Annotated in this window: 13 protein-coding genes and 2 pseudogenes; 7 read left to right on the forward strand and 8 right to left on the reverse strand. The window is 69.6% G+C overall.

The window, feature by feature from the left end:
* Positions 1-86: 86 nt before the first annotated feature.
* From OG959_RS04575 to OG959_RS04585, 3 genes and pseudogenes are all read left to right on the forward strand, one after another.
* Positions 87-368: pseudogene (locus OG959_RS04575) on the forward strand (SAM-dependent methyltransferase); the annotation flags it as partial.
* A gap of 223 nt (positions 369-591) precedes the next feature.
* Complete coding sequence (locus OG959_RS04580) at positions 592-2,934, forward strand: arylsulfatase (protein WP_326656747.1); 2,343 nt, start codon at positions 592-594, stop codon at positions 2,932-2,934.
* A gap of 22 nt (positions 2,935-2,956) precedes the next feature.
* On the forward strand, positions 2,957-3,874 hold the full coding sequence (locus OG959_RS04585) for a formylglycine-generating enzyme family protein (protein ID WP_326656748.1): 918 nt from the start codon (positions 2,957-2,959) through the stop codon (positions 3,872-3,874).
* 455 nt (positions 3,875-4,329) lie between these two features.
* Here OG959_RS04585 and OG959_RS04590 read toward each other — a convergent pair whose 3' ends face one another.
* Positions 4,330-6,663 (reverse strand): helix-turn-helix domain-containing protein, encoded by a 2,334-nt coding sequence (locus OG959_RS04590; protein ID WP_326656750.1) that lies wholly within the window; start codon positions 6,661-6,663, stop codon positions 4,330-4,332.
* Between the two features lie 571 nt (positions 6,664-7,234).
* Between OG959_RS04590 and OG959_RS04595 the strand changes: the two genes are divergently transcribed.
* Together OG959_RS04595 and OG959_RS38625 are read left to right on the forward strand one after the other, a co-directional pair.
* Positions 7,235-8,266 (forward strand): glycosyltransferase 87 family protein, encoded by a 1,032-nt coding sequence (locus tag OG959_RS04595; protein WP_326656751.1) that lies wholly within the window; start codon positions 7,235-7,237, stop codon positions 8,264-8,266.
* 85 nt (positions 8,267-8,351) lie between these two features.
* A pseudogene (locus OG959_RS38625) lies at positions 8,352-8,455 on the forward strand (IS21-like element helper ATPase IstB); the annotation flags it as partial.
* 8 nt (positions 8,456-8,463) lie between these two features.
* Here the strand turns inward: OG959_RS38625 and OG959_RS04600 are convergent.
* From OG959_RS04600 to OG959_RS04610, 3 genes are read right to left on the reverse strand one after another with little or no spacing between them, the layout of a single operon-like run.
* On the reverse strand, positions 8,464-9,249 hold the full coding sequence (locus OG959_RS04600; protein ID WP_326656752.1) for a GNAT family N-acetyltransferase: 786 nt from the start codon (positions 9,247-9,249) through the stop codon (positions 8,464-8,466).
* Positions 9,250-9,291: 42 nt separating this feature from the next.
* On the reverse strand, positions 9,292-9,630 hold the full coding sequence (locus OG959_RS04605; RefSeq protein ID WP_326656753.1) for a transposase: 339 nt from the start codon (positions 9,628-9,630) through the stop codon (positions 9,292-9,294).
* 42 nt (positions 9,631-9,672) lie between these two features.
* Complete coding sequence (locus tag OG959_RS04610; protein WP_326656754.1) at positions 9,673-10,239, reverse strand: TetR/AcrR family transcriptional regulator; 567 nt, start codon at positions 10,237-10,239, stop codon at positions 9,673-9,675.
* Positions 10,240-10,383: 144 nt separating this feature from the next.
* Between OG959_RS04610 and OG959_RS04615 the strand changes: the two genes are divergently transcribed.
* Positions 10,384-11,940, forward strand: coding sequence for an MFS transporter (locus tag OG959_RS04615; protein WP_326656755.1), 1,557 nt, complete (start codon positions 10,384-10,386; stop codon positions 11,938-11,940).
* A gap of 138 nt (positions 11,941-12,078) precedes the next feature.
* Here the strand turns inward: OG959_RS04615 and OG959_RS04620 are convergent, their stop codons facing one another.
* Positions 12,079-12,696, reverse strand: coding sequence for a TetR/AcrR family transcriptional regulator (locus OG959_RS04620; RefSeq protein ID WP_326656756.1), 618 nt, complete (start codon positions 12,694-12,696; stop codon positions 12,079-12,081).
* A gap of 101 nt (positions 12,697-12,797) precedes the next feature.
* On the opposite strand from OG959_RS04620, the gene OG959_RS04625 reads away from it, so the two are divergent.
* A complete protein-coding gene (locus OG959_RS04625) occupies positions 12,798-14,099 on the forward strand; it encodes an alpha/beta fold hydrolase (RefSeq protein ID WP_326656757.1) in 1,302 nt (433 codons plus the stop codon).
* A 316-nt stretch (positions 14,100-14,415) separates the two neighbouring features.
* Here the strand turns inward: OG959_RS04625 and OG959_RS04630 are convergent, their stop codons facing one another.
* The 3 genes from OG959_RS04630 to OG959_RS04640 form a co-directional block, all read right to left on the reverse strand.
* On the reverse strand, positions 14,416-15,657 hold the full coding sequence (locus OG959_RS04630) for a serine hydrolase domain-containing protein (protein WP_326656758.1): 1,242 nt from the start codon (positions 15,655-15,657) through the stop codon (positions 14,416-14,418).
* Positions 15,658-16,232: 575 nt separating this feature from the next.
* Positions 16,233-16,601 (reverse strand): VOC family protein, encoded by a 369-nt coding sequence (locus tag OG959_RS04635; protein ID WP_326656760.1) that lies wholly within the window; start codon positions 16,599-16,601, stop codon positions 16,233-16,235.
* A gap of 108 nt (positions 16,602-16,709) precedes the next feature.
* Positions 16,710-17,636 carry a hypothetical protein gene (locus OG959_RS04640; protein WP_326656761.1) on the reverse strand — a complete coding sequence of 309 codons (927 nt, stop codon included), beginning with the start codon at positions 17,634-17,636 and terminating at the stop codon, positions 16,710-16,712.
* Positions 17,637-17,795 lie beyond the last annotated feature (159 nt).

The raw sequence follows: 17,795 nt of genomic DNA on the forward strand, positions 1-17,795 counted from the left end.
GTCAGGGACGCAGACGTCCTCTGGCCGCTCGAGTGCTCGGTACGGGGTCGCGTCCGCGCAATCGATGTGCGACGTGAAGAGGGCCGATGACTGACGAGCAGGGCATCCGGACGCCCGTGGACCGAATCGACACGGGCACGCCGCATTCGGCGCGGGTGTGGAACTACTGGCTGGGCGGCCAGGACAACTACGAGGTGGACCGCCGGCTCGGGGCGACGATAGAGGAGCTGTACCCGCAGATCATCGACATAGCGCGCGCCTCCCGGGCGTTCCAGGCGCGGGCGGTGCGCTTCCTGGCCGGTGAGACCGGGGTGCGCCGGTTCCTGGACCTCGGCACCCGCCTGCCGACGGCGAACGCGACGCATGACCAGCCGGCCCGAAGGGGCGAAGGACTACGTGCAACCGGGCGAGCAGGGCTCTCCCCGGGCCTGGATATGTCGCCACTGTCCGCGCGTCACTTCTACCCACTCGACCGTTCGGGTCAGCCCCTCGGTGGTGTGAGGCCGACCGAGTACCCCGGCTCGGCGAGGCTACCCGAGGCACTTGAATTGCCGTGGTAGCTTCCGAAACCCCTCTGCGCGGGAGCGACAAATGGCGAACTCATTTGCTGGCAAGATTTCCCATGACATCCGTGACTCCGTACCGGACTGGAAGCCGTTCGTGGAGCCGAAGTCGCCGCCGGGGGCACCGAATGTGCTTTATATCGTCTGGGACGACATGGGCTTCGGGGCTTGGGATCTCTACGGCGGCCTGATCGAGATGCCGAACATGAAGCGCATCGCCGACCGGGGCGTGCAGTTCACGCAGTTCCACACGACGGCATTGTGCTCGCCCACGCGATCGAGTCTGCTGACCGGACGCAGCCCCGGCTCCAACGGCATGACGACCATCGGGGAGTTCGCGGACGGTTTCCCGAACATCTCTTGCGTGATTCCCCGGGAGAACGGATTCATCTCCGAGACACTCCGGGCACGCGGATACAACACGATGGCAGTCGGAAAGTGGCATCTGTCGCCTGCGACGGAGATGTCGATGGGTGCGTCGAAGCGAACCTGGCCGGTCCAGCGAGGATTCGATCGATTCTATGGGTTTCTGGGCGGGCTGACCGACCAGTGGCATCCAGATCTGTGGTACGACAATCATCAGGTCGACCCTCCGGCCGGGCCGGATGACGGATACCACCTTTCCAAGGACCTGGCCGACCGTGCGATCGAATTCCTGTCCGACTCGCGGGCGACCGCTCCCGACAAGCCGTGGATGATGTATTTCTGTCCGGGCGCATGTCACGCCCCACACCACGTCTTCCGCGAATGGTCGGACCGCTATCGAGGCACGTTCGACATGGGGTACGAAAAGTACCGGGAAATCGTGCTGCGCCGCCAGAAGGACAGGGGGCTGCTTCCCGAACATCTAGAGCTGCCCGACATCAATCCGCTGGCCGGGGAGACCAGCGTCGACGGCACGCCGTGGCTGGACTCGGAGGTCGTACGCCGCTGGGACGACATCGATGAAGACGAGCGCCTGCTGCTCATCAGACAGGCCGAGGTCTACGCGGCATTCGCCACCTACACCGACGCCCAGATCGGCAGGGTCCTTGACTTCCTCGAACGCACCGGCCAGCTCGAGAACACCGCCATCGTGGCCATGTCGGACAACGGGGCCTCCGCCGAAGGCGGACCGCAGGGATCCGTCAACGAGAACCGCTGGTACAACGGCGTCCCGGAGAACCTGGCGGACAACATCCGGCGCCGGGACGAGCTCGGGACGGAGTCGACCCACCCGCACTTCTCCAACGGCTGGGCGATGGCCTTCAACACGCCGTTCAAGATGTACAAGGAGCACTCCTCCTGGGAGGGCGGCACGGCGGACCCGATGATCCTTTCCTGGCCGCAGGGCCTCCGCGAGGAGGGCACTGTGTGCCACGACTACATGCACGCGATGGATGTAGTGCCCACGCTGTACGGTCTGCTCGGCATCGAAGCGCCGGAGACGATCGAGGGCGTGGCGCAAAGCCCGATCGAGGGCGTGGACATGGGCCCCGTCCTGCTTGATCCCGGGAGCGCGAGCCCCAAGCAAACGCAGTTCTACTCGATGCTCGGCACCCGTGCGATCTGGCGGGACGGCTGGCAGGCCAGCACCATCCACGCGCCGGCTCCATCAGGGTGGGGCCACTTCGACCAGGACAAGTGGGTGCTCCACCACCTCGATCACGACCGGAACCAGATGCACGACCTGGCCGCAGAGAAGCCGGACCTGCTGGCCGAGCTGATCGCCCTGTGGGACGAGCAGGCGGGGATCTTCAACGGCTATCCGCTCGACGACCGGACCGCGGCGGATCTGAACAGCATCGAGCAGCCAAGCGTCGCCGACACCTCTGGACGGCTCGTGCTCCTCCCTGGCGGCGCCGAAATCCCCGAACGCTCCTTCGTCATCATCGGACGTTCCTTCTCCGTCTCCGCAACCCTCACCGTGGACGATCCGCAGGCGTCCGGCATCCTCTTCGCCAGCGGCGGCCGCTTCGGCGGCCACTCCCTCTACCTGCTCGACGGCGTTCCCCACTACGTCTACAACTGGCTCGGGGAACTCGAACAGAAGCTCGCGTCCACCGCACCGGTGGCGACAGGGAGAACCGTGGTCGTCGGAGCCGAATTCACCAAGACCGGCGTCGAGGAATCCTCGCCGACCGGCACCGCCCGGTTGCTGGTCGACGGACATGTGGTCGCCGAACATGAGATCAAGGTCCAGCCGGCCTTTTTCTCCCTCTCCGGCGAGGGATCGAACGTGGGGCGGGACCGAGGGCAGCCGGTATCGTCCGACTACCGGTCGCCATTCGCGCTGACCGGAGCGACCATTGACCACGTCGTGGTCACGACCGGAGACGACATCAGCATTGACTTCGAACGTGAATCCGAGGCGCTTTTCCGGCGCGACTGACACCGCACATCTTCCCAGCGGCATGGTCCACGTGCCGGGAGGAACGTTCCGGATGGGCTGCGACGACTTCTTCCCCGAGGAGCGTCCGGCGCATCCGGTCTCCGTGGACGCATTCGCCATCGACATCCATCCGGTGACCGTCGTGCAATTCCGCCGCTTCGTCAAAGCCACCGGCTACATCACCATCGCCGAACGTCCCCTCGACCCACGAGACTTCCCCGGCGCGGCGCCGGCAGACATCGTCCCTGGCGCACTGGTCTTCCGCCGCACCCGAGGACCTGTTCCTCTCGACGACTGGCGTCGCTGGTGGCAGTACTGCCCGGGTGCCGACTGGCGCCACCCCTACGGTCCCACGAGCAATCTCGACGGTCGTGACCGTCACCCCGTCACTCAGGTCGCCTACCCCGACGCTCTTGCCTACGCCGAATGGATGGGCAAGCAACTCCCCTCCGAGGCAGAATGGGAATTCGCCGCCCGCGGCGGCCTGGAGGCCGCCACCTACAGCTGGGGTGACGAATTCGAGCCGAAAAAACGACGCATGGCCAACACCTGGGCCGGTGAATTCCCCTGGCAGTTCCGACGCGGCCGGGGCCAGGCCGACCACCCGGACACGACACCGGTCGGCTCCTACCCGCCCAACGGCTACGGCCTGTTCGACATGACCGGCAACATCTGGGAATGGACCACCGACCCCTACACCCCTCGCCACCACGCGCCCGCACCTGCCGACTGCTGCGCACCCCGCAGGTCCCGCGGCACACCAACCACCGCAGACCCGGCCGCCACACAGCCCGCCTCGCTGGTCATCAAAGGCGGCTCCTACCTCTGCGCGCCCAACTACTGCCTGCGTTACCGCCCCGCGGCCCGCCAACGCCAGACCGAGGACACTGCCACCTGCCACCTCGGCTTCCGCTGCGTTCTCCGCGGCGATCCCTCATGACTTCAGCGCCACGGAGCAAGGATCGTCTCCATCCGCACGGGGCGTTCCCCGTCGCCCAGGCCGGACTGCTCCGCGGCCGCCACACCATCCGAAGCACGACGAGCGCGCGCCGTACCCATCGGTGTCCCGGCCCACAGGACTCCGCCGGAGAAGACCGTCCCGCCGGCGCGCGATCCTCGGACCGCCTGAAGGCGTAGCAGCCGGCGCAGGGGCCGATGTGCCAGGGCGGGCAGTTCTGGCGTACGCGCTGCCCGCGCGAGGGCGTCGGGGATCTTGCCCCGTCGCCACTGCTGCTGCTCGTGACGGCCATACGGCAGGAGAGCCCCGGTTCGCCTGTGGATACGTGTAGGCAGGAACGGCAGTGCGAGGCCGGGCGGAAGCCGCTGCCCCGCCGCTGGGACGGGCTCCAGTTCCACGATGCGGGGCGTCGGTCGCATGTGGAGGGACGAGGCGTCTCAGCCGGCCGGCCGGTCCGCGATGGCGAACGCTGCGGTGACTTGGCACAGTTCGTCGGCGGCTTCGCGCTGGCGGGGATTGTTCAGCCCGGCGAGGGTGCGGTGGGCCGTGGTCAACGTCGCGCGGGCCTCGTGGTGGCGGTTGAGGTGGCGCAGGGTAATGCCGAGGTCGAGGCGGACGGGTTCACTCCAGGCAGGCATCCGGCCTTCCTCGAAGTGGGCCAAGGCGGCGCGCAAAGGTGATTCGGCCTGGCCCCATTGCCCCAGGGCCATGAGGTCGCTGCCGAGGTTATGGCGGGTCTGTGCCAGATAGGTGGCGACGAGGTCGTGCGGCTTCCCCGGCACTCCGGCGAGGCAGAGAGCTTCGCTGCGCCGGTGGATGACCAGGGCCTCGTCCGTACGGTTGGCGTAGCGCAGGTGCTGGCCCAGGGTATTGAGAATGGTGAGTTCGGCGAGGCGGAATTGCGCGTCTGTGTGGTTCCTGAGGTGGGCGGCTGCTTCGTGCAGCCGGACGATGGACTCGTCGGTCCGTCCGAGCCGACGGAGTGCTCCTGCCTCGTAGCCCAGGGCCCATCCCGCTTGGAGCTGGTCTGCGGCCTCGTATGCGGCGGCCAGTGCGGCTTGCGCGGCGGCCAGTGCGGCGGGGTAGTCGTGGAGGCAGAAGTTGCAGGCCCAGGCGAGGTAGTTGAGATGGACGGCCTCGTCGCGCCTGCTGCCGAGCGCGCGGGCGGAGTCAACGGCCCGCTGGAACACCTCCGCCCACAGCTCCCAGTGCGCGGTCACGTCGGAGAACCAGTGCATCGCTTCGGCGGCGTCGATGACCTGTTGGTGCCGGCCTGCCGCCTGGGCCTGGCCCAGGGCCGCGAGCCACTGGGGCCGCTCGGCTTCCAGCCAGATCCGGGCCTGCTCGCGGTCGGTGGGCGCGGTGGCCGGGTCGGGGTCGCCTTCGGGCGCGTCCTGGTGGTGGTCGGCATCGAAGCGCAGTGCGGCGGCGGTGGCCCGGCCCAGCATCCAGTGGGCGGCCCGGTCCTGGGCCGTGGCGATCTGGGTGGGATCGTCATCCTCGACCAGCTGTTCGGCGGCGAACAGGCGCAGGAGGTCGTGGAAGCGATAGCGGTCGGCGGTGGAGTGGGGCTGGAGCAGTCCGGCGTCGGCCAGCCGTTCTATGCAGCGCGCGGTCTGGCGTGGGGGTATGCCTGCCAGGAGGGCTGCGGTGCCGGGGCTGAAATCGGGGCCGCAGGAGAGTGAGGCGCGGCGGAAGACGGTGCGGGCGGCCGGGCTGAGCTGACGGTAGGACAAGGTGAAGGCGGACCGTATCTGCAGGGAGCCTGCCTGCAGGGTGTCCAGGCGGTCCCCGTGAGCGGTGAGCTGGGCAACGAGCTTGGCCAGGGTCTCGCCGGGCCGGGAGGCCAGGCGCTGGGCGGCGATGCGCACGGCCAAGGGCAAGTACCCACAGAGTTCCGCGAGGTCGCGGGCGGCCTGTGCCTCCCGCTCGACCCGTTCCGACCCGATGACGCGGGTGAGGAGTTCGACCGCGTCCTCCCGGCGCAGCAGCGTCAGCTCCGTGCGGTGGACGGCTTCCAGGCCGGCCAGCGAGCGGCGGCTGGTGACCAGGGTCAGACAGGCGCCGTGGCCGGGCAGTAGGGGACGGACCTGGTCCTCGTCGGCGGCGTTGTCCAAGAGGAGCAGCACCCGGCGCTCGCGCAGCACCGAGCGCAGCAGACCGCTGCGCTCGTCGGTGGCGGCCGGGACAGCGGTCTCGGCCACACCGAGCGCGTAGAGGAGCCGGGCGAGCACCTCACGCGGCGGTGTGGGCTTCGGGTCCATGCCACGCAGGTCGACGGCGTACTGCCCGTCCGGGAAACGTGGCGCCAGCATATGGGCGGCGTGCACGGCGAAGGCTGTCTTGCCCAGCCCGGGCTGCCCGCAGATGACGGCGACCGGCGGACGGGCCGGATCGAGGTGCTCGGCCAGGACCCGCAGCCCGGCCAGGGCGGGGCCGCGGGCGGTGAAGTCACAAAGATCTCGCGGCAACGCCAGCCCGTGCACAGCCGCCGACCCCGCGCCTGGCCCTGTCCCGGCCCCCGTCCCGCCCACGGCCCGCGGACGACCCGACCGGGCGGCGTCCTCCAGCTCATGGCCCACAACGCCGTCCACTCCCAAGGCGGCTGCCAATGCCTCCACCGTGCGCTGCCGCGGCCCTCGCGTCCGCCCGCGCTCCATGTTCGACAGCGCCCGCACACTGATCCCCGCCCGCTGCGCCAGCCCTTCCTGGCTGATGCCCGCTCCCGTGCGCAGTGCGTGCAGCCGCTCGCCGAACCTGTTGTCGCTCACAGCTGTGGTCCCCCTGGTCTGCGTGGCCCGGCCGGAACGGCGTACCTGCTGGTTGTACCCACCGGCAGAAGTATGCGGGCCGCTCCAACTACCGGTCGAACTTCCTGGTCCCCCCGACCCGCACTGGATTGGATGAGGGGTGTCGGGCGCGGTGCTGTGCGCTTCTCGTACAGAGGGAAGACGCCAGGGCGCGGATCAGCATGCGCTGAAACGCCCCTCACGTTGCGCAGGGCGCCATGCCGGCCACCCGGCAGCGGGCGCCCGGTTCACCAGCGCATCCATCCGGTCGCCGTGCGTCTGTTCAGTTGTGCAGACGACTTCCTAGCCAAGGCCCCTTTACATGCACATATCACGATTTTCAGATGCTTCCGGTCAACGTCCGGGTCGCCGCTCCAGCACGGCTGTCCGCCGGTGGGACCTGTGGGCATTGGCAGCGAGCTCCCTGATGGCCCTGGGTGTGGGGCTTGCTTCCGCATCGAACACATCGCAGCACCGGTGGGGACTTGCCGCTGCTGTCGCCTATGCCTGTGCCGCGCTGGTGTCGCTGGGTTCCCGTGTCCAGTGGTCTCGTGTGGCGGCCCTGGTCGGCGTCGTCGGCGCACTGGCCGTTCCGCTGGTGTGGCTGACTGCCGTGGGCCTGCAGCAGATGGAGGTCGGCGTCGTCGAACGGTCCGCCCAGCACTTCCTGGAGACCGGCACCCCATACCTCTCGCATCCGGTCGCGGTGCGTGAATTCAACCCCTACCTGCCCGGCATGGCCCTCTTCGGGCTCCCCCACGCGCTGTTCGGCGCGGGAGTGTTCTCCAGCGCCCGCCTGTGGAGTCTGGCCGGGTTCGTTGCCGCGCTGGCCGCTGCCGTGGCCGTGCTGGTCAAGGACCGGCCGCAGGCCCGACGCACGGCGGTGACCGGGGCGGCATGGATAGCGGCCTGCCCCGTGGTGGCGCTGCCGCTGGCCATAGGCGGAGTTGACCCCGTGGTCGTGGCCCTCGTTCTGCTGGCCCTGGCATACGCGCACCGGGGCCGTTCCGTGGGTGCGGGTCTGGCACTGGGAGCAGCAGCCATCCTGAAGTGGACCGCGTGGCCGGCCATACCAGTCATCGTCGTCCTGCTGGCTGCGACCAAGGGATCACGCGCGGCCAGGACCGCGGCTGCAGTGGCGGTCGCGGTGGCGGCGTTGGTGGTCGTGCCGCCGCTCCTGGCCGATCCGCATGCCTTCCTCGACAACGCGGTGCTCTACCCCTTCGGGCTGAGCGATACTGCCTCGACCGCCGCCAGCCCGCTCCTGGGCGCCCTCCTGTCTGCCGTGCTGCCCCACGGAAAGACCATCGCCGTGGCTCTGATAGGCGTCGGCGCCATTGCCACAGCCCTGTCGCTCATCGTTCAGCCGCCGACGACCACGGCGGCTGCCGCCCACCGGCTCGCGCTCGGCCTCACCATCGCCATCCTGCTGTCTCCGGCCACCCGCATCGGCTACGCCGTCTACCCCCTCACCCTTCTGATCTGGGCCCGCTGCACCACCCTGGCCAGGCCACAACCCGCCCCGGAACCGACACCGGACCAGGGCACCAGCAGTCCATCTGCCCGGGCCGTGGAGCGGCTCTGAAGACAGGACCGAATCCTGGACAATCCGGGCACCACGATGAAGGCCAACGTGGACAGCAGGTGATGGATACGGGGCGGTGGCAGGGGCCGTCGTCGACCGCCTCACCTCAACGGCACCCTCATCGAAACCGGTGCCGGCCCCTACCGCCTCGCCAGCACCCGGGCACGAGCCGAAGCCCCTGCCACGGCGGACCGAGTTCAGGGCGACCAGACATACGGTGTCGTCGTGGTGACCGCGTGCAGGCCAAGGCGTGTGAGGATCGGGGCGCTGTCGGCCGAGGCGTCGACGTAGACGTAAGGGACACCGCGGGCAGCAGCCAGTCGGGCTCGGTGGGCGACCAAGGCTCGGTAGATGCCCTGTCCGCGCCACTCCTTGAGCGTTGAGCCGCCCCAGAGACCGCCGAAGTCGATGCCGTCCTTGAAGACCAGCCAGGCGGCGCAGACGACTTCGGTACCTGCCTCGGCGACGAGGACGACGGTGTTCTCGGGGGCGTTCTCGATCCGGGCGGTGAGGTCGTCGGCGAGCCAACTCCAGTCTTCGTTCCAGACGGTGCTCTCCGTGACGGCGACGCGCTGGAGGTCCGATCGGGAGGTGACACGGCGGAGGGTCACGCCCTCGGGCAGGACGGGGTCTGCCGCAAGGTCCGCGGACCGCCCGATGACCACGGTCTCGCTGTCCTCGGCGACGAAGCCGGCCGCCGTGAGCCGACCGGTGAGGTCGGCGGGGAGATCATGGGCGCGAGTCTTCCATTCGACCGCCTCACCACGGGCAGCGTAGAAGTCACGCTGCCGCGCTATGAGCGTGTCGAGTTCCGCGCCGTACACGCCGAGGTCACGCGGGCCCGTGACGAAGCCACGGTGCCAACCGACCACACGGGTCAACGGGCCGTCCTTCTCGATGCGCACGCTGCCGCCGGGCGGGGTGACACCACGGAGTTGGGCGTCATACGCGGTGCGGAGTTGGGTGATCAGGGTTTCGTTCACTCGAACACCGTACGGACCGGGTCAAGCGATGAACACCGGAGATCAAACAGGTCCTGGCCTTCGCAGGAGATCGAAGTTGGCGCCGCCGTACACCTGTCTCACGACACGCTCGGCTGCTTCGGCCAGGCTGTGAAGCAGATGCCGGGCATCGGCCACCTGCCGGGCCTGCGGAGCACCCGTCCGAGCCCCGTCACGGAAGGAGTCGGCCCGGTCGCGGCAGATGATCCGCACCCCGGGGTGGTTCCGAAGCCAGGACGTGAAGGTGCCCGTGGCCCGATCGGGAAGGACGTCGACGGGCCGGTGCGACGACATGTCGGTGAGGATCGTCGCGTAGGCCCGTCCACGTCGCACCGCCAACTCGTCGACGCCGAGAACCCGCACCGGATCCAGGGGTGGGAAGTGAACCCCGGAACCGGGGCGAGGTCACAGCAGCCGGTCGACCAGCCCGTCGACGTAGTCCGGGGCGGGCGGGCCGACGCCGAGCAGGACGCGTACGTACATCGGAGCCATGATGTGGTCCAGGACGTCGAGCGCGTCAGGTGCGTGCTCGCCGCGTTCGGTCGCTCGATCGAGCATGGACTGCAGTTGCCGGGTGCGCGCGGCGAGGAGGTCGTCACGCGCCTGCCGGCCCTGGTGACCGCTCCTGGACAGGGCAACGGCCAGGGTCACCACCGCCAGACCATCGGGGCCGGTGATCTCGCGGGCCACTTGGTGCGCGTACGTGCGCAGGTCGCCGGCCAGCGTCCCCGTGTCGGGCATCGGTGACTGCGTGTTGAGGCGGGTGAGCGCCACGTCGGTGAGCAGGGTTTCCAGGTTGCCCCACCTGCGGTAGATGCTGCTGTCGGCCACCCCTGCGCGGGCCGCGACCTCACCGACGGTGAAGTTTCCGTAGCCGCGCTCACCGATCAGGTCGGTGACGGCCCGGTACACCTCCGCGGCGACGCGGGCGCTGCGCCCGCCGGGCCTCTGGGCTCGCTGTTGATCACTCATGCCCTCACCTTAACGCAGTTAGCACTTGCGTTTACGAGGCGATCCTCCGTACAGTCAACTAACGCAGTCGCTGACTGCGTTAGTGCGCCCGGGCCGGCCGCTTCGGCCATGGAGGGGCGCAATCGACGATGGAGAGGAACTCCCTTGACCGCATCGCCTGCGTCCGTAGGCAGTCGGCAGAGCCGGAGCGTGCTGCTCACGGTGACCTGCCTGGGTCAGTTCATGGTCCTGCTCGACAACACGATCGTGGGAGCGGCACTGCCCGATATGCAGCACCGGCTGCACACGCAGCTGACCGGTCTGCAATGGATCGTCGACGCGTACGTGCTGCTGGTCGCCATGCTGCTGCTGTCCGGCGGTGTCTTCGCCGACCGGTTCGGCCGCAAGCGGGTGTACCTGACCGGCGTGGCGGTGTTCACCGTCGCGTCGGTGGTGTGCAGCCTCGCGCCCTCGGTCGGCTGGCTGGTCGCCGGCCGGGTGCTGCAGGGCGTCGGGGCCGCGGCGCTGAGCCCCGCCTCGCTGGCCCTGCTCGTCGCCGCCTGTCCCGTGCCGCAGGAACGGATCAAGGCGATCGGGCTGTGGGCCGGGCTCAGCGGACTCGGTCTGGCCGTGGGCCCCGTGGCCGGCGGCGTGCTGACGGATGCCTTCGGCTGGCCGGCCATCTTCCTGGTCAATCTGCCCCTCGGCGTGACCCTGCTGGTGGTCGGTCTGCGCAGCCTCGAAGAGACCCGCAATCCGAGCGCCCCGGCGATCGATGTTCCGGGGACGGCGCTGTCCGTTCTCGGGGTGGGGGCGCTGACCTACGGGCTGATCGAGGGCGGTGCCCGCGGCTGGACGGCGCCGGTGATCCTGGCCGGCTTCACCGCCGGAGTGATCCTCCTGGCGGCCTTCTTCGCCGTCGAAGCGCGCCGTCCCGCTCCGATGCTGCCGCTGCCGCTGTTCCGGCAGCGCCTGTTCACCGTGTCCAACACCGCCATGGTCGTGGTGGGGTTCGCGCTCATGGGCTCGTCATTCTTCTTCTCCCAGTTCTTCGTGTACGTCCAGGGCAGCTCGATCCTGCGCGCGGGCCTGCAGACCTTGCCGATGTCCCTCGGCATGGTGGTCGTCAGCCCGTACGCGGGCCGGCTCGCCGCCCGGTACGGCTTCCGCATCGTGGTGACCACCGGCCTGACCCTGGCCGGCCTCGGACTTCTGGCGCTCGGTACGGTGCACGCCGGCACCGGCTACGAGAACGTGTGGTGGCGGCTCGGAATCGTCGGCATCGGCTTCGCCCTGACGCTGTCCCCGCTGACGGGAGCCGCCATCCAAGCGGTCAGCCCGCAGGAAGGCGGCCTCGCGTCAGGCGTCAGCAGCACCACACGGCAGATCGGCGCGGTGCTCGGCGTAGCGGTACTCGGAGCCGTCGTCCGCACCCGGCAATCCGGCGGCGCCTCCCTCGAGACCGGCCTCAACAACGCCTTTCTCGCCGCCGGCGCCATCACATTGGCCGCCGCCGTGTTCACCGGCCTGTGGCTGGCGAGGTCCGAGCCCGCGGAAGGCTCTGCGGCGCCGCGACGTTCCACCGGGCCAGACGCGGTCACCACTTCGAACGAGGCATCCGCGAAAAGGCTGTTGACGACAGCAGCCGCCTCGGACGGCCACCGCACGGCGCCGGGAGCGCCCACGGCCCAGCCGACGCGTGGGCGGCCCGGCTCGGCCTGAAGTCCCCGGACCGGCCGCGTCGGTGGCGGTTGGTCAGGGCCCCTACCGATAGCCGCGAACCGATCTGTGCCGGCTGGGGAGCGCACTTCGACTCGGCCCTCCGCCGGCCGCCTCCGGGTGGCCGGCGGAGTAATGGCCTCACAGCGCCGGGTCTGTGCGTCGAAGGCCAGGAAAGGCGGAGGGGGTTGCCCAGCCGCGCAGTACCGCGTCAATCGTTGCCCGGAACGCGGTCTCCGCCGCGGCGCCATCGAGGCTCCCGGCGAGTTCAAGGGTCACGAGCCCGTGCAGGGCGACCCACAGCGAGACGGCGATCAGTGTGGTGTCGCCCGCGAGGATGTGGCCCGCCACGGCGCGGTCGATTGCTGCGACGAGCGGTCGCACCGGGTCTCGGTCGCCGATCCGGTGCGACGGGACGAAGGACTGCGCGCCACCGAACAGCACCGTGTACAGGTGGCGGTGTTCGCGTCCCCAACGGCGATACGCCGCGGCCAACGCGTACAAATCCTCCAGGGCGGCCTTCGAGGCGGGAACGGCCGCCAGGTCCTGGAACAGGCCGGCGACGGCCTGGTCGCGCACCTCGCGGATCAGTCCGCCCTTCCCGTCGAACAACGTGTATACCGCCGCGGTCGAAGTTCCGGCCGCGGTGGCCAGCGCGCGGACTGTGACCGACCCCTGGGGACGGGTGGCGAACATCTCGGTCGCACATGCCACGAGCCGTTCTCTGACGGCAGCGTCGTTCGTCCTCGGTCGTCCCATGAGAAGCAGTCTATCCGTGCTGTAACATCGTTTCAAAACAGTGTTTCAAAACCTTGGGAGAGATCACCATGCCACCGTCCGCCATACGTCCCTTGCGCTTCATGGGCCGCCTGCTGGCGGCCACCGCCGCGGCGGTGGGGCTGGTCGCCCTGTTCCTGGCTCTGATCGTCGCCACCGACGGCGCGGGGGCGGGGTTAGCCGCGTGGTTCGCGACTGTGGGGGTCGCGGTTGCCGCGGCGATGTGGCGGGGCCGCCGACGCTCCTGGCGAGGACGGCTGGTGCCGTTCCTGCCGGTACTCGTCGCAGCGGCCCTGACCCTGTCGGTGTGCGTCCCCACCGTCCCCACCACGCGCCGCCACCCGGCCGCCCTGTCGTTCGTGGCCACCGAGCACGTACGCCTGTCCACCGGCAGCCGGGTCGCGGTCTACCACTACCCGCCCACCGGCAGCGGCCCCCGGTATCGCGTGCCGCTCGTCTACCTCAACGGCGGACCGGTGCGCGGCATCTCCGTACTCGACCACCGTTTCCTGCAGCGGCTCGCGGCACAGGGGTACGACGTGTACGCCTATGAGCAGGCCGGCGGTGGGCGCAGCGACCTGCTGCCCATGGACCAATACTCGATCACCCGGTCCGTCCATGACCTCGGCGCCTTTGTCGACACGCTCGGCAAGGGCCACGCCGACGTGCTGGGTTTCTCCTCGGGCGCGGTCGTGCTCAGCCGCGCGCTGGCCGACCCGGCCATCGCCCGCCACCTGCGCCGGGCGGTCATCGCCGAGCCGGGCCCGATGGACGGCCCCACCGCCCGGATCGCGGGCCAGAAGGGCCGGCCGTCGGCCCGCGGCATCGCGCCGGCCATGACCGGACCGCGCTCCACACGCGTCCCGCGGTACGCGGTCGCGTTCGGCCTCATGCGCCTCGGACTGCTCAGCCCTGACAACGGGCTGGTAGGACAGGCGGAGGGCGACAACGCCTTCACCGCCGCCGACCTCGGCAGCGACACCGCGTCCGCCTACTGTGCGCGGGACGCGCAGCGCATCCCGGTCGAGGACACGGAGCGGAACTTCTCCTTCAGCGCCGCCGCCAGCCTCCGCATCCAGGAAACGATCAAAGACTCCGCGTCCATCGCTCCTCGGCTGAGGCTCTCCCGGACACCCGCGATGCTGATGATCGCCGAGTGCTCCTCCCAGGTCCGGCAGTGGGCGACGACCATCCTTGCGGACAACCCCGCCATCCAGCGCACTCAGTACATGCCCGGTGTGGGCCACCACATGTGGAATGGCCTGGGCGACAACGACCAACGAGCAGCAGCCGTCATCACCGCATTCCTCCAGGACAAGCCCGCACCACTGCCCGACCACCCGACCCGGGCCGGCATCCCGGCCTTCCTCCGCAATCACGAGTGAGCGGGCAGGGGCGGAGTGCCCCCATCGAGTTCGAGGCCACCATGAAACGCCGTCGGGCACCGCCGTAAGGGCAGGTTGTTACCGAGGGGGAGAGAACCGGAGCACCGGGACGATCCGGCGGACGGCTGACCGGTCGCCGCGCACGCGGCCTTGACGGAAGCAGTCTGATCAAGGGCGCGCACTCGTGGGCGACGAGGCGTCCGCGGCCGGACGGCGACGAGGGGAAGAGCCCGCCGGCGCCCGGCCGCCAGGTGATGACCGTGGGCGCCGCGGGGCGAGGGCGGGCCTGCCCCGATCCGCGGCGCCCGAAGCGATGTCAGTCGTTGATCGCCTGGTAGAGCGTGGTCCAGAAGTCGTGCATGAGCCGCACCGGGTCCGGGACGGACGCTCCGACCTGGGTGAGCAGGATGCCGGTGAGCCGGTTCTCAGGATCCGCGTACGTCGAGGTACCGCTTCCGCCGTCCCAGCCGAACTGGCCGATCGGAGCGTAGTCACCGCGATAGGTGCGTACCGCCATCCCGAAGCCCCAACCGCCGTGCTGGCCCTGGCCGAAGGAGATGTGGACGTTGTCGGTGGCCAATGCGTGCCGGGCTGCTTGCTGCTGCGGGCCGAGGCGGTTGGTGGTCATCAGCTCGACGGCGGCCCGGGACAGGATCCGCTCGCTCCCGTGCGTTCCGCCGTTGAGCAGCATGCGGAAGTAGGCGTGGTAGTCGTCGGCGGTGGAGTTCAGCCCGCCTCCACCACCCTGGAACGCCGGAGGCGCACTGTGGCGTCCCCCTTCGGCCTCGTCCCACACGTGGAACTCTCCGGTCTGCGGGTCGGGAGCGTACAGCGGCGGCAGCCGGTCCAACCGGTCGGCGGGCACGTGGAAGCCGGTGTCCTTCATTCCCAGCGGGTCGAAGACGCGCTCGCGGAGGAACGACTCGAACGACTGGCCCGTGACCCGGGCGACGAGCACGCCGAGCAGATCGCTGGCGATCTGGTACTGCCAGCTTTCGCCGGGCTGGTGCATCAGCGGCAGCGTGGCCAGGCGGCGCATCCACTCGTCCGGCTCGGGCATCGGTTCCGGCAGGTTGGGAGTGATCCCCTGCTCGAAGACCGCGCCCATGATCGGAGTTCCCAGCACCGTCATATCCATGCCGAGTCCGAACGTGGACGTCAACACGTCCCGTACGGTGATCGGCCGCCGTGCCGGCACCGTGTCGTCCAGCGGGCCGTCTATCCGTTTCAGCACCTGGCGGTCGGCGAGTTCGGGCAGCCACTCCTGTACCGGGTCGTCGAGACGCAGCCGGCACTCGTCGAGCAGGACCATCGCCGCCGCCACCGAGACCGGCTTCGACGTCGACGCCATCCGGAAGATGGTGTCCCGGCGCATCGGCTCGCCACCCTCGTGGCGCATCGTTCCGAGCGTTTCGACATGCGTCTCGTCGCCCTGGCTGAAGAGCGCCACGAGTCCGGGGATCCTCCCGGACTCGACGTGCCGCTCCAGCACTGCGCGCACGCGTCGCAGTCCGGTCTTCGAAAAGCCGTGGTACTCGTCGGCAAGGACGGTGGACATGGCGGGTGTGCTCCTTCGGCCGAACGGACGGATGACAGATGTGAACAGCGGGTCAGCAGGCGAGCCGGTCGACGATCGCGGCCAGCATGTTGCGGATCGCCGGTAGTTGGCCCCGGGGGAAGTCGGCGGTCGGCAGGTGCGCGTTCCCGCAGGCTTCGGCTCGTCAGATCGCGCAACTGCCGCAGCTGCTCCGCCAACTCGTCACGCACGCTTCCGGCCCCCCAGCCCGATGCCCGTCCCGACCAGCCCGTGCGTGGCCGGCGAAGAGGTGCCGAGGGTGTTGTGGAGGCTCCCTGCGGGGCTGCGGCGACGGTGCTCCGATCATTATCGGACGTGCGCGGCGGCGGAGGGGCGGGGTCCGGCAGTCTTGACGCGATTCTGATCCGCCGCCGGACGCGTCCCCGTCGAACGCGACTTCGCCGACCGGGAGAACTGGCGGATGATCACCACGCTCCGGACCGGCTCCGCCCACGCCGCCCACCTGCTTCGCGCGCTGCTCGCCCGAACATCGATGCGCCTCAAGGTAGTTGGCCTCTGCCGGAGGAGCCCGGACCAGCACCTGATCCGGAAGCACGTCACCGGGCCGGGATCGGCTGCGTGAGGTTCACCGGGTTGCCGTCGGGGTCCTTGATGTGGGCGACGCGCTGTCCCCACGGCATGTCGTTGGGACCTCCGCCGACCGAGCCGCCGAGCGCCTCCACCCGGGCGAGCGTCTCGTCGACGTCGTCGACACCGATGCTGAGCAGGATCCGCGGCGCATCCCCGGTCCCCGGGTCCGCCTTGGCCACCAGCCCGAGGTCCGTATCCCCGATGCGCAGGCCGCGGTAGAAGGCGGCGCCTTCCTCCGGTACCCGGAAGATCTCCTCAGCGCCGAACAGTTTCGTATAGAAGCCGAGCAGAACGTCCTGGTCGGCAGTCAGGATCACAGGCTGGATGGTGGACATGGCGCTCCTGTCGTGAACGGTCGGGTCGCTGGGTAGACCGTTCGAGGACGGCGAACTCATCGGCGCGACCGCCCCGCCGGAGAGGGACCGGCCCCTCCTCATCCGTGGTCAGCCGGTCAGGGGCTGCCACCGGCCCTCGTGCACGGGATCGATTCTGCTCCCCCACACCAATGCCCCGCCGACCAGGCCGGGCCTGTCCCGCGTTGCCAGAGACGGAGCTTCGAGCATGTCGGCGACATCTTCCAGATAGGTCACCAGCGTGTCGAGCTCGTCGGCGGCCCCTTCGTTGTAGCGGGACCAGCGGCCCAGGTAGCCGGTCCCGGTATCCAGGTACAGACCCGATGTGCGGTCGGCCGAGCCGTAGGAGACGACGGGGATCCAGGCCGGTTTCCACACGGTGATCCGGTCGTATCCGGCGCGCCGGGCATTCAGGGTGTCCTCGTGGGCCTGGGACTTCACCTGCTGCCGGTAGAAGGCGGCTACGGCATCCAGGGGCATCAGTGCCCCATTGCCCGGGAGGCAACCCGCGCCGTTGACCCCGTCATCACCCGCGGACAGCGACCACAGCACCCGCAGGCCCGCGGGCACGTGAACGCCGAGGTCCTGTCCCAGGCCGGTGATGGCGAGACCGCCGGCGCCGGCGCGGAGCGCGGCGTGGGAGTCGGAGGCGTTGCGCTGGAGCCAGCGGGTGATGCGCTGCCAGGCGTCGCCGACCTCCCGCTCCATGACTGCCTCGGCTACCGGGTCGGCAGGCGATTCCTGGGCCGGGTCCTTGACGGCACCGGCGGAACGGGACGGCTTCACGTACCGGATGTCGATGCGGGCAGGTTCGCGCACGTAGCCGACAACCAAGGAGGGGCAGTCCTCGAACAGATCGCCGTCGACCGACACGGTGAGAAGGCCCGGCCGGCCTGACGCCTGCCCCATGCCCGGGTCGTCGGACAGCTGGTCGGCCAGCACTTTCAAGGCATAGGGAACGCCGGCCCCGAGCTGTGCGGCGGTGTCGCGTATCCGGGCGGAGATCTCGACGTCCACGACGTGGTACTCCTTGCTGATGGAGGACGGTGCACACAGTAGGCGCCCGGGCTCAGCTGCGCGCCCCAGTGGGTGCGGCCTGCTTGACGAGGCGCCATGGAGGTCGGCCCGGCCGCTCGACGGTGCCGATCGAGGGCACGCTCGCCACGCAGGTCCGTA

It is taken from the genome of Streptomyces sp. NBC_00385 (assembly GCF_035917155.1).
GTDB lineage: Bacteria > Actinomycetota > Actinomycetes > Streptomycetales > Streptomycetaceae > Streptomyces > Streptomyces poriferorum.

Coding starts and splice junctions, on each gene's coding strand:
- OG959_RS04620 (WP_326656756.1), bottom strand. CDS start 12,696: ATGGGACGACCGAGGACGAACGACGCTGCCGTCAGAGAACGGCTCGTG.
- OG959_RS04585 (WP_326656748.1), top strand. CDS start 2,957: ATGGTCCACGTGCCGGGAGGAACGTTCCGGATGGGCTGCGACGACTTC.
- OG959_RS04625 (WP_326656757.1), top strand. CDS start 12,798: ATGGGCCGCCTGCTGGCGGCCACCGCCGCGGCGGTGGGGCTGGTCGCC.
- OG959_RS04630 (WP_326656758.1), bottom strand. CDS start 15,657: ATGTCCACCGTCCTTGCCGACGAGTACCACGGCTTTTCGAAGACCGGA.
- OG959_RS04580 (WP_326656747.1), top strand. CDS start 592: ATGGCGAACTCATTTGCTGGCAAGATTTCCCATGACATCCGTGACTCC.
- OG959_RS04635 (WP_326656760.1), bottom strand. CDS start 16,601: ATGTCCACCATCCAGCCTGTGATCCTGACTGCCGACCAGGACGTTCTG.
- OG959_RS04610 (WP_326656754.1), bottom strand. CDS start 10,239: ATGAGTGATCAACAGCGAGCCCAGAGGCCCGGCGGGCGCAGCGCCCGC.